This is a genomic window from Kordiimonas sediminis (genome assembly GCF_014656395.1).
Lineage (GTDB): Bacteria > Pseudomonadota > Alphaproteobacteria > Sphingomonadales > Kordiimonadaceae > Kordiimonas_A > Kordiimonas_A sediminis.
The window spans coordinates 1457490-1469154 of the sequence record NZ_BNCI01000001.1 but is presented as its reverse complement, the minus strand read 5'-3'; the positions used below and the strand labels follow the sequence as shown (position 1 = coordinate 1469154).

The window sequence follows — 11665 nt, the reverse complement described above, 5'->3', positions numbered from 1 at the left end:
TAATAAATAGTTTATTCTGGCGCCGGTTTCCAGAAACTCATTAATGGTAAACGACGCAACACATAACAATGCTACGATCAAGTAGAGGTATCGGTCCCTATAAATCAAATTATTTGTCTGTGCTAAAAACTGCTTCATAATCCATCTACCCTGAAACACCTCCCGTGCCTTATCTTGAATGCTAGTACCAAAGGAGAGGTTAATGTCCCTGTCATTGGGCTTTCGCTATTACTTTACCCTGTCCGGGTTTCGTGAACCGGCCGACGATTTTCCATATAATAATAGTGAGTATAATACTGACATAGCCATCAATCGCATAATGCCAGGCAAGATGCACAGACCCAATCTGTATCATCGCCACATACACCCAGAACACATACCCCCAAAAACGGCTGATCCGGTACATCCCAAGCGCCATCATTGTTGCTACAGACAAATGCATACTGGGCATAGCGGAAATACCGCTGCCGACCGCAGTTTCCTCGGCCATGTAATTATCCCACAGCATATTTTGGGTATCCAGCGCCCAGAGCGGCGGATAAGAGTCATTTGTCTCGATCCACAACCGCTGTTCATACAGCCTGTCCATCAGGGCTGCAAACGGGTCTGGGGTATCAATCAGGTGCGCATAATAGCATGGCCCCGCAGATGACAGAAAAATCGCAAAAACACCGCCAATGATCATCCAGCTTAAAATAAAGCTGATCAGATATTGCTGGCGATCATGTTCAGGTTTCAGGCGCACTAGAAAATAAACCCAAACTGTCCAAAACAGGAAAAACCAAAGATTATAGAAGAAGTTCACAACCCCGGTCAGAAAAGGCGTGTTGAAAACAGCGTGCGTGATTTTCCAGGGGTCGATCCCAAAATGCAGGAACCTGTCAATATCGGCAAAAGCAACATCATACTCATATGGGTTTATAAGCGGAATCATCACCTTCAGTGATGTAAAACTGGACATAAAAACGGTCAGAGCGCTCATCATTAAAAGCAGCCCGATAACCTCAGGCCAATTCGTCAGAACGTCTCGTCCCTTGCGCAAAATGGTCAGGGTAGGTCGGGGAACTTGATTTTTCGCCAGGACGAAAAAGTAGCCAATAAAAATCACGATAAAGGTCAGAACGCTCGCCCCGGCAAAAAGCTTTGCATACACAAAGAATTTCACCCGGTTTTCTAAACCGTATAGGTAGCCAACTGCACTGGTCGCAACAAACAACAGGAATATGACCGCGTAGATATAGCGGTCTCGCTTTAAAACATTCAAAAGACCCGTACGAAACGACGGTCTTTGTAAAGCACTAGTGGTATCCATGCCTGATACTGGTCCTTCTTTTTTCTGAACTATAAGGACCAAGCCTTTTCAACATCTTTAGAATTATGATGCATTTTAATCATTTTACACATCTTCGCCATGCCCCCGCGCCAGATAATCCAGCGACTGCATCTCCATCAACCGTGACACGGTGCGCTCAAATTCAAAAGCACCGTCCCCAAATGTATAGAGATCAGCAGGTTCCGCCTCTGCAGAGCATAAAAGCTTCACCCCTTGCTCATAGAGCGCATCAATCAGTGTTACAAAACGTTTTGCCTCGTTGCGATTTTGTGGTCCCATTCGGGGAATAGCAACCAGAATAACCGTATGATAGTGCCGCGCAATGGTCAGATAATCAGCAGCCCCCAAAGCATTTGCACAAAGCCGCTTGAAAGAGAATACGGCAACGCCGCGCGCTGATTTGGGAACAAACAACGTCCGGCCCTGGACTTCCAACTCCTCTGACGGAACTTTATCCCGGTCTTCAACGTTTCTGTCCGTCAATCTGAAAAATGCTTCAGACAGCTTTGCAGTGGTTTCTGCATTTATAGGCGTATGGTAAGTAGTTACCCCCTTTAACCGGTCAAGACGGTAATCGGTCGGCCCATCAAGGGGCACAATATCAAGTGTATCCTTGATCATACCAATGAAAGGCAGGAACAATTGACGGTTTAGTCCGTCCTTGTAGAGATCATCCGGCACACGGTTCGATGTTGTCACAACAACTACCCCGCGCTCAAACAACTCCTTAAACAACCGCGACAAAACCATTGCATCTGCAATATCTGTCACCTGCATCTCGTCAAAACACAGGAGCGTGGCTTCCGTTGCTATCTGATGTGCGACGGGCGGAATCGGATCATCTTCTGAGGCACGGCCACCGCGTGCCACCCGACCTTTGGCATCCAGCGACCGCCACTCTTTCAGGCGGGCATGCACATCCAGCATAAATTCGTGAAAATGTATGCGTTTTTTGGACTTCACCGGCGCAACATCATGAAATAAATCCATCAACATGGATTTACCGCGACCAACTCCGCCGTAAATATACAGACCTTTTGGCGGCTTGCGGTCCCCACCAGTCCAACGAAACAATGTCGACAGACGCCAGCTTTTAATCGATAGTCCGGGTCCTTTTGACGATACTTCAGGATAGTCCAGAAGTTCACTATACAGGCGTTCAAACTGGTCGATCACACGCAACTGTTCCGCATCCGGTTTGATCTCGCCATCTTCCACCATCCGATTATAGGCGGCACGCGGCCCAAGATTTTTCTGATTTTCCGTCATACGATAAAGGCAGGGTCCTGAATTCAACGTCACCACACCACTAGGGGCAACCGCTTTAAACCTGATACCAGCAAGAATTCCAAGCGAATTCCATTGAAATGTGACCGTAACATGATAGTTCTATGAATCAATAGCTCTGTTGCTTTGCAGGCGCAGTATCTATTGGCTTTGTCAAAAACCGTATGAAACAGTCACTGCAAACAGAAGGTATCCATGCCAACAACCCATCCTAATTGTAATCGCTTAATTCCACTAACCGGGGTCCAGAACTTTCGGGACATGGGCGGATACGAAGGCCACTTGGGTCGCAAGATCAGATGGGGACGCCTGTTTCGGTCAGGCCATCTGCATGACATGACAACAGACTGCGGCACTGAAATGCTGGCGCGTGATATAGAAAATGTGGTTGATTTTCGGTCACCCCAGGAAAAAGAGCATCGCCCGGTTCACTGGCCGCCAATGTGGTCCCCCGATTATCACGATGTGCCGATTGGGGGCAATGCTGCGGCATGGGTTAAAGAGCTATTTGAACGTCTTTCCACGTCGCCTTTCCCTGCGGAAGACCTACGGTCACAATTTGTGCTGGCATTTGAGACCATACCGGTCGCAAACGCTAATGGTCTGAAGGCACTTTTTGATATTTTGATCGATTCAGCACACGGCAATGGCACCCTGTTTCACTGCACCGCCGGCAAAGACAGAACCGGGATTGCCGGTGCACTGATACTAACTGCCCTGGGCACCCCCAAAGAACAGGTGATGGAAGACTTTTTGCTAACCAACACAGCCGTCGACCTTAAAGCAAAGGCTACGCAGGTGGCAGAGTATATTTCGGTAAAGGCAGACCGCACGATTGATCCTTCGCATGTTTACCCGCTGGTTGGCGTGGAAGAGGATTTTCTAAAAGCAGCCTATGATGCGATTGACCGGCACTATTCATCAATGGATGCATACCTTGAGAAGGCAATGGGCTTAACACCCGAACGCCTTCAGATTCTGCGAGAAAATTACCTCGCAGAATAGCTCAGAATCCAGAAAAACTGATTATTCTTCACTCAGAGGTTGTGAAATCCGTTGACTCAATTGGTATATTCAGACTAGATAATCACTATGGTAGAGAATCTACCCGGGGCCAAAATGGCCAGCGAAGTGCAGATAGAATATCTAGGATGACAGAATGTCGTTTAGCGTTAATACAAATGGCGGGGCTTTGCTCGCGCTTCAAAATCTCTCAAGAACGAACGCAAGTCTTGAGACGACTCAATCCCGTATAAACACTGGTTTACGCGTTAGTAGCGCCAAAGATGATAGTTCCGTCTATGCAATTGCACAGCGCATGCGGGCTACCCTTTCCGGCTATAATGCGGTTAAAAACAGTATCGACCGTGGGCTTTCAACACTTGATGTCGCCATCGCAGCGGGCGAAGCCATTTCCGACTTAATGATTGACCTGCGCGGAAAAGCTGTAGCTGCCGCTGATGAAGGCTTAGATCAGGATAGCCGCGATAAATTATGGGCAGATGCGTTTCAGATCGGTTTACAAGTAGACTCAATCTCAAAGTCAGCAGAATTTAGCGGCAACAATCTGGTTCTACTTGATTCGAATTCAACCAGCGTCATCACCAGCCCGGATGGTTCCACGACCGTCGAATTAACCGCCCATGATCTGACGATGGATTATTTCCAGTTTGGATTATCCACTGCAAATTTCAATAATGCATCCAATGCCGCCAGCGTTGTTGGACTGGCGGATAATGCTATCGACGAAATCAATACCGCGCTGACTGACTTTGGTGCCACGCATAAACGCCTAAGCTTACAGCATGAATTCATTACCTCCGTAAGCGATGCGATAGAAGTTGGCATTGGCAACCTTGTAGATGCAGATCTGGCGAAAGAATCGGCGACACTACAGTCTCTGCAAGTTAAACAACAGCTGGGTCTGCAAGCGTTATCCATTGCGAATCAGGCGCCAAGCAGTGCGCTAAGCCTGTTCCGATAAGACCGATCGCCATTTCTGACGACGTGGAATACTTTGGGCGCCTACCCGCGCTCAAATTTCGTGCTTAGAACAACACTTGTTTGTGTGCGCTCCACACCGTCCAACTTGCCAAGCGCATCCAGCGTTTCGTCAAGCTCTGCCGTTGTTGCCGCACGCAGGACAGCTGCCAGATCATATTCACCGGATATAGTATAAAGTGACGTGATGACTTTCTGCCGGGCGCAGAAGGCAACAACATCGTCCTGCACCTTGGGTTTTATTTTCAACATTACATGCGCAAGTACTGTGCGGCCCAAATAGTCTTCACCGACACGAACCGTGTAGCCATTGATAAACCCCCGGTCCTCTAGCCGCGCTATCCTGTCCTGTACCGTAGACCGCGATAATTTTAGCGTACGGGCCAGGTCTGATACAGACCGCCGTGCATCTTCCCGCAACAAGGCAAATAATTTGCGATCGGTTTCATCCAGACCAATATGCATTTTGTCGATATCTCCGTCATTTTGCCAGAAATAGTACATCATTTTTTACATTATTGCACTACATATCGACGGAAAAAAACCATAAAATTCTGACATATGGGCCGGTCCGGCCAAGGGAAATACATTCAGTGTGTGAGGGAAATCATGAAAAATATTCTACTTATGGGTGCCGGTAAAATCGGTGAAATGATCGCGATTATGCTTGCGGAAAGTGGTAGTTACCATGTGACAGTTGCCGACAGAGATCAGGCTGCACTGGACCGGATGCCAAAACACCCAAACATCGCAACCAAGATGGTTGATGCCCTAAATCAAGAGCAGATGGACGCTGCTGCGGCGGGCAAATATGCCGTTCTGATGGCATGTGGTCACGTCATGACCCACGTAATTGCACCTGCAGCAAAAAAAGCAGGAGCACACTATCTGGATTTGACCGAAGACGTGAAATCCACTCGCCTTGTGAAAGACCTGGCGAAAGACTCAGAGACCGCCTTCATTCCACAGTGTGGTCTTGCGCCCGGCTTCATTACGATTGCAGCCTACGAGCTTGTTAAAAAGTTCGATGAGCTTAAAGATGTGCATCTGCGTGTGGGGGCATTACCGGAATTCCCGTCCAATGCCTTGAAATATAACCTGACATGGTCAACTGACGGCATGATCAATGAATTCTGCCAGCCATGCGAAGCAATCGTTCGCGGCGAACTGCGCGAAGTACCCCCGCTTGAGGAACTGGAGCACATCACAATTGATGGCCTTGAATATGAAGCAATGAACACATCGGGCGGCCTTGGAACACTGTGCGAGACCCTTAAAGGCAAAGTACAGAATCTAAACTACCGCACGATTCGGTATCCAGGTCACCGCGACATTCTAAAAACACTTCTGCATGATCTGCGCCTGAATGAGCGTCAGGATCTGCTACGTGAAATCTTTGAGCACTCCCTGCCAACAACCATGCAGGATGTGATTGTGATCTTTGCGTCCGTATCAGGAATGAAAGACGGCAGATTCGTTCAGGAATCCTACAGCCACAAAGTTTATGCCCGTGAAATTGGTGGCAAGATGCATACAGGCATTCAAATCACAACAGCTGCAGGCATCTGCGCGATGCTTGACCTTCTGGCTGAAGGCAAACTTCCACAAAAAGGTTTTGTCCGTCAGGAAGACACCAGCTATCACGATTTCATTGCAAACCGCTTTGGTTCAGCTTATGCCCGTTCTCATGAAGTAGCTACGCCAGTAGTAGCAGCCGCGGAATAATTCCTGCGGCTCCCTTGGAGGGGGGAAAATATGACGACGGATCAATCATCCACCACTGTGTCTGGTGGTCAGGCTCTTGTAGAAGCACTGACCGCCAACGGCGCTGACATTGCGTTTGGCGTCCCTGGCGAATCCTATCTCGCAGTGCTGGACGCACTTGTAGACAGTGACATATCCTATATCACATGTCGGCACGAAGCCGGTGCCGCCAATATGGCAGAAGCTTACGGCAAGCTGACAGGGCGTCCCGGTATTTGCATGGTCACGAGGGGGCCTGGTGCCACGCATGCGACGATTGGTCTGCATACTGCGTTTCAGGACAGCACCCCCATGATCATGCTGATTGGCCAGGTCGCAAGTGATCAGGTTGAACGCGAAGCTTTTCAGGAAATGGACTATCGCCGTTTTCTAAGTGAAGTGACCAAATGGTCTGCGGAAATCAATACCGCGGACCGCATTAGCGAATATATTGGCCGTGCCTTCAGGGTTGCGACGTCTGGCCGTCCGGGGCCGGTCGCTCTCGCGCTACCGGAAGATATGCTGACCGCCCTAACACACCGGCAAAAGTCAGTGCCCTACACACCGGCGAAACCCCACCCGGGCGAAATGGATATGTCCGCATTCGAAGAAATCCTTGAAGATGCAGAACGTCCCTTTCTTCTTCTGGGCGGTAGCGGCTGGACACCTGATGCTGTTAAGGACGTATCAGACTTTGCGGCCGCCAATAACATCCCCACATCTGCCAGCTTCCGCTGTCAGGACAGAATGGACAACCGCCACCCCTGTTATGTGGGAGATATGGGCATTGGCGCCAATCCCAAGCTGATACAGCGCCTGCAGGATGCGGATGTCATCATTGCCCTTGGTCCACGTCTTGGCGAAATGACAACAGACGGTTACAAACGTCTGTCTGTACCGGTTCCGGAACAAACGCTTATCCACATCCATCAGGGTGCAGAAGAACTTGGCCGTGTATATCAGCCTGATTTGGCTATCAACGCAACACCGACAACATTTGCCCGTGCGCTGTGTGGTATGCAGTTTAAATATGCGGACCGCTGGAAAGACTGGTGTGCTGACGCCCGTGCTGCATATGTGGCATGGCAAGAGCCTGTTAAAAATCCCGGCAATGTCCAATTAGCTGAACTGTACCGGCACATGATAGATGTCCTGCCCGAAGACACCGTTTACACAAATGGTGCCGGCAATTATGCATCATGGCTACACCGGTTTAATCAGTACCGGGCTTACCCTACCCAATTGGCACCGACATCCGGCGCCATGGGATACGGTGTCCCTGCAGCCATTGCAGCCAAGATTGTCAATCCTGATCAAACAGTCATCGCCTGCGCGGGCGACGGGTGTTTTATGATGAGCGTGCAGGAATTGTCCACCGCTGTTCGCTATGGTGCCAACGTTATTTTCCTTGTGTTCAACAATGGCTATCTTGGCACGATCCGCATGCATCAGGAACGCGAATATCCGGGACGGGTTTCCGGGACAGATTTGTCAAATCCTGATTTCGTTGCGCTGGCCGAAAGTTTTGGCTGTTTTGCGACCAAGGTTGAGACAACAGACGCATTTGCACCCGCACTGGAAGCGGCACGCAAAGCAGGTAAACCAGCACTGATCGAAATTATTGTAGATCAGGAAGCCATTTCACCGACAACCAGTTTGTCGGCCCTGAAAGGAGGGGCATAAGCAGGCGCCCCTCATCCAATATAGCCTGCTAACACCACAATAAACCCTCCCTGGATTGACCTGGTCACCGGGGAGCAACACGGACCAGAAAGAGAGTAGATTATTATGCAAGACCGTATCGTCGACATTCTGAAATCCATGGATATGGACCCTGCCGACTTTTCACAGGGGAATCTGGACGTCTTTAGCCCGATTGATGGCAGCCTTCTAGGTAAAGCAACGATGGACACTGCCGAAACGGTGGATGCGAAAATCACAGCAGCAGACGGTGCCTTCAAAAAATGGCGCACTGTACCTGCACCTCGTCGCGGTGAACTTGTCCGTTTGCTAGGAGAAGAACTGCGCACGCACAAGGATGCACTCGGTGCCCTTGTAACCGCGGAGTGTGGTAAAATTCTTGAAGAAGGCAAAGGCGAAGTACAGGAAATGATCGACATCTGCGAATTCGCAGTTGGTCTGTCCCGTCAGTTACACGGCCTGACTATCGCATCTGAGCGCCCCGGCCACCACATGCGCGAATACTGGCAACCACTTGGTCCGGTTGGTATCATTTCTGCGTTCAACTTCCCGGTTGCAGTCTGGTCATGGAATGCGGCACTTGCCCTCGCATGTGGCGATAGCATCCTTTGGAAACCGTCTGAGAAAACGCCGCTGACTGCCATTGCCTGCCAAAAACTATTTGAACGGGCCGCAGCCAAGTTTGGCGCTGATGCACCAGAAGGACTGTCTGACATTATCATCGGCATGCGCGACATTGGCGAACGCATGGTTGATGATCACCGTATGGCCCTTATCTCTGCAACTGGCTCCACCCGTATGGGCCGTGAAGTAGGACCGCGCGTTGCACAGCGTTTTGGCAAATGCCTTCTGGAACTGGGCGGTAACAATGCAATCATCGTGGCACCATCTGCTGATTTGGATATGGCTATTCCCGGGATCGTCTTTGGTGCGGTTGGCACATGCGGTCAGCGCTGTACGTCTACACGCCGTATCATCGCGCACGAAAGCATCTACGACACATTGGTTGCCAAGCTGAAAAAAGCATACGGCAGCATCCGTATTGGGGATCCGCTGGAAGCCGGTACGCTTGTTGGTCCACTAATCGACGAAGACAGCTTCAACACCATGCAGCGTGCCTTGGAAGCAGCACGCGGTGAAGGCGGCACTGTCACTGGCGGTGAGCGTACACTTGAAGATAAATATGCAGACGGCTACTATGTAAACCCTGCTATTGTTGAGCTGCCAGAGCAGACAGCAAGCATGCGGGAAGAAACATTTGCGCCTATCCTCTACATCGTAAAATACAGTGACTTTGATGAAGCCATGGCAATTCAGAATGATGTGCCGCAGGGTCTGTCGTCAGCCATCTTCACAACAGATGTACGCGAAGCAGAGAGCTTCATTTCCTCTGCCGGCTCGGATTGTGGTATCGCGAACGTGAATATTGGCACGTCCGGCGCTGAAATCGGCGGTGCTTTTGGCGGCGAAAAAGAAACGGGCGGTGGCCGCGAAAGTGGTTCTGATGCATGGCGTGCCTATATGCGACGTCAGACAAGCACAGTAAACTACAGCCGCGAGCTACCTTTGGCGCAGGGTATCAAGTTCGACCTTGATTAAACCCATCTGACGTTCAAGAGAACCAGAGCAGCCGGGGCATATTGTCCCGGCTTTTCTTATGCCTGTTTGCCATTAACCGCAGTGCCCGCACCTGCTTCATACCATCGTCCCAGGTCGCAAACTGGACACATATCCCCTCGCTGTGTATCGTACAGGCGTTCTAACAAACATAGTCGCAGTAAAATGGCCGAAGGATATATCCTTTTGCAGGCGTATAATATGTTTGATCCGACACACAGGGAACAGAGGCCGTTTTCCTGTTTGTACAGTGTATAAGGGGGACTTATGAAACAGATCAAATCCACACTAAAACTTAGCGCTATTGGACTGGCCGCACTTGGGCTGGCAGCATGTGACACTGGCGCACCTGCCAACACCGGCGACAGCAAGGCAGAGACAGCCGTCGCAGCTGCCGATCAGGTCAGCCGTCCAAAGTATCCATTTTCAACTGATGAAATGTATGACCCAGCAACGGTTGCCGGTTATACTGGCACACATCAGGAAATCTATGACAGAATTGATGCGTCACTTGATGACCACGTCGCAAACCTGCAGCGCTGGATGCGTCAGCCATCTGTCAGCGCACAGAATATCGGCGTCATTGATATGGCGAACATGCTGCGTGACGACCTAGAAAACATGGGTTTTCAGGAAGCGGAACTGGTTCCAACCGATGGCCACCCCGGAGTTTGGGGCTATTATGACGCAGGCGCAGAAAAAACGCTGCTGATCTACATGATGTATGACGTACAGCCCGTGAATGAAGAAGACTGGCAAAGCCCACCGTTTGAAGCAAACATCATTGATCATGAACTTGGTAAAGTGATGATGGCACGCGGTGCCGTTAACCAGAAAGGCCCGCAGCGTGCGTTCCTGAATGCGCTTCAATCAATCATTGACGTAAATGGTACACTGCCGGTTAACCTGATGATCGCAGCAGAGGGTGAAGAGGAGCTTGGCTCCCCGCACTATCCGCAAATTGTAGACAAATACGAAGAACGGATGAAAACCGCGGACGGTGTTCTGTTTCCGATGACATCACAGGGTCCAGACGGTAAATCCAACATGCTTTTGGGCGTGAAGGGTATCCTGTATTTTGAAATCGAAGCAAAAGGCGGCGATTGGGGTGGCCCAAGTGTCGCGGAAATTCACGGTTCCAATAAAGGCATAGTAGATTCGCCGACCCTGCGTCTGATTCAGGCAATTGCCTCCATGACATCAGAAGACGGCAATACAATCCTGATACCGGGATATTATGACAACATCATCCCGCCATCAGAAGAAGAACAGCTTCTAATCAACAAGACGATCGAAACACGCGATGATGCAGCGATTCAAAAAGTGTTGGGTGTATCCCGCTGGATCGACGACCAAACTGGCCGCGAAGCACTTGTTGACCTTCTGTATAACCCCACACTGAATGTGGATGGTCTCTGGTCTGGTTATACGGGTGAAGGCACCAAGACAATCCTGCCGCACATTGCAACAGCGAAGGTGGACAGCCGTCTACCGCTTGGTCAGGATCCGGCTGACATGTTAGCCAAAATCCGTGCCCATCTGGATGCCAATGGGTATCAGGATATCGAACTGCGTCAGATGTCCGGCTATCCTGCTGCACAAACATCAGCGTTTGCTGACATCAGCCAGACGGTAATTTCTGTGTACAACAAATATACAGAAGGCCTGTCGATCAACCCACGGATTGCGGGTAGTGCGCCTTTCTACCAGTTTACAGATCGTCTGAAACTGCCGCTTATTCCTGCGGGTCTTGGTCACGGCAGAGGCGCCCATGCACCGAACGAATTCCTGCTGATTGAACCGGCGGAAGGCGTGAAGGTTGCCGGCCTTGCTGAAATCGAGAAAGCATATGTTGATATGCTATTCTCCTTGGCCACAGCCGCACCGAAAGACGCGAACTAAGGCTTCCGAAAGCCCGTCACATAACAAAACGACCCAGCCCAAGAGCTGGGTCATTTTTCTCCACCTGCTACATATCAAAAA

The 11665-nt window shown here is 50.1% G+C and carries 9 protein-coding genes; 6 read left to right on the top strand and 3 right to left on the bottom strand.

Features of this window, described 5'->3' with window-relative positions; all coding sequences use genetic code 11:
* Positions 1 to 211: 211 nt before the first annotated feature.
* Together IE181_RS06480 and zapE are read right to left on the bottom strand one after the other, a co-directional pair.
* The gene (locus IE181_RS06480; RefSeq protein WP_191251016.1) at positions 212 to 1312 is read right to left on the bottom strand and encodes a phosphatase PAP2 family protein; all 1101 of its coding nucleotides are present in this window, start codon (positions 1310 to 1312) and stop codon (positions 212 to 214) included.
* Between the two features lie 84 nt (positions 1313 to 1396).
* Positions 1397 to 2602, bottom strand: coding sequence for a cell division protein ZapE (zapE, locus tag IE181_RS06475; RefSeq protein ID WP_191251015.1), 1206 nt, complete (start codon positions 2600 to 2602; stop codon positions 1397 to 1399).
* A 213-nt stretch (positions 2603 to 2815) separates the two neighbouring features.
* Between zapE and IE181_RS06470 the strand changes: the two genes are divergently transcribed.
* Together IE181_RS06470 and IE181_RS06465 are read left to right on the top strand one after the other, a co-directional pair.
* Positions 2816 to 3625 (top strand): tyrosine-protein phosphatase, encoded by an 810-nt coding sequence (locus tag IE181_RS06470; RefSeq protein WP_191251013.1) that lies wholly within the window; start codon positions 2816 to 2818, stop codon positions 3623 to 3625.
* A gap of 154 nt (positions 3626 to 3779) precedes the next feature.
* Positions 3780 to 4604, top strand: coding sequence for a flagellin (locus IE181_RS06465; protein WP_191251011.1), 825 nt, complete (start codon positions 3780 to 3782; stop codon positions 4602 to 4604).
* 41 nt (positions 4605 to 4645) lie between these two features.
* Here the strand turns inward: IE181_RS06465 and IE181_RS06460 are convergent, their stop codons facing one another.
* Positions 4646 to 5128 carry an Lrp/AsnC family transcriptional regulator gene (locus tag IE181_RS06460; protein WP_229819189.1) on the bottom strand — a complete coding sequence of 161 codons (483 nt, stop codon included), beginning with the start codon at positions 5126 to 5128 and terminating at the stop codon, positions 4646 to 4648.
* A gap of 102 nt (positions 5129 to 5230) precedes the next feature.
* Here IE181_RS06460 and IE181_RS06455 point away from each other — a divergent pair, with 102 nt between their 5' ends.
* The 4 genes from IE181_RS06455 (at position 5231) to IE181_RS06440 (ending at position 11584) form a co-directional block, all read left to right on the top strand.
* The gene (locus IE181_RS06455) at positions 5231 to 6346 is read left to right on the top strand and encodes a saccharopine dehydrogenase family protein (RefSeq protein WP_191251009.1); all 1116 of its coding nucleotides are present in this window, start codon (positions 5231 to 5233) and stop codon (positions 6344 to 6346) included.
* A gap of 30 nt (positions 6347 to 6376) precedes the next feature.
* Positions 6377 to 8047: a thiamine pyrophosphate-binding protein gene (locus tag IE181_RS06450; protein ID WP_191251007.1), complete on the top strand. Its 1671-nt coding sequence runs from the start codon at positions 6377 to 6379 to the stop codon at positions 8045 to 8047.
* Between the two features lie 105 nt (positions 8048 to 8152).
* Positions 8153 to 9664 (top strand): L-piperidine-6-carboxylate dehydrogenase, encoded by a 1512-nt coding sequence (gene amaB, locus IE181_RS06445; RefSeq protein ID WP_191251005.1) that lies wholly within the window; start codon positions 8153 to 8155, stop codon positions 9662 to 9664.
* A gap of 285 nt (positions 9665 to 9949) precedes the next feature.
* The gene (locus tag IE181_RS06440) at positions 9950 to 11584 is read left to right on the top strand and encodes a M20/M25/M40 family metallo-hydrolase (RefSeq protein ID WP_191251003.1); all 1635 of its coding nucleotides are present in this window, start codon (positions 9950 to 9952) and stop codon (positions 11582 to 11584) included.
* Positions 11585 to 11665: the final 81 nt, after the last annotated feature.

Bases quoted from the DNA above. Each gene is read 5' to 3' on its own strand.
- zapE (WP_191251015.1), bottom strand. From the start codon at position 2,602: ATGACGGAAAATCAGAAAAATCTTGGGCCGCGTGCCGCCTATAATCGG.
- amaB (WP_191251005.1), top strand. From the start codon at position 8,153: ATGCAAGACCGTATCGTCGACATTCTGAAATCCATGGATATGGACCCT.
- IE181_RS06450 (WP_191251007.1), top strand. From the start codon at position 6,377: ATGACGACGGATCAATCATCCACCACTGTGTCTGGTGGTCAGGCTCTT.
- IE181_RS06480 (WP_191251016.1), bottom strand. From the start codon at position 1,312: ATGGATACCACTAGTGCTTTACAAAGACCGTCGTTTCGTACGGGTCTT.
- IE181_RS06440 (WP_191251003.1), top strand. From the start codon at position 9,950: ATGAAACAGATCAAATCCACACTAAAACTTAGCGCTATTGGACTGGCC.
- IE181_RS06470 (WP_191251013.1), top strand. From the start codon at position 2,816: ATGCCAACAACCCATCCTAATTGTAATCGCTTAATTCCACTAACCGGG.
- IE181_RS06455 (WP_191251009.1), top strand. From the start codon at position 5,231: ATGAAAAATATTCTACTTATGGGTGCCGGTAAAATCGGTGAAATGATC.
- IE181_RS06465 (WP_191251011.1), top strand. From the start codon at position 3,780: ATGTCGTTTAGCGTTAATACAAATGGCGGGGCTTTGCTCGCGCTTCAA.
- IE181_RS06460 (WP_229819189.1), bottom strand. From the start codon at position 5,128: ATGATGTACTATTTCTGGCAAAATGACGGAGATATCGACAAAATGCAT.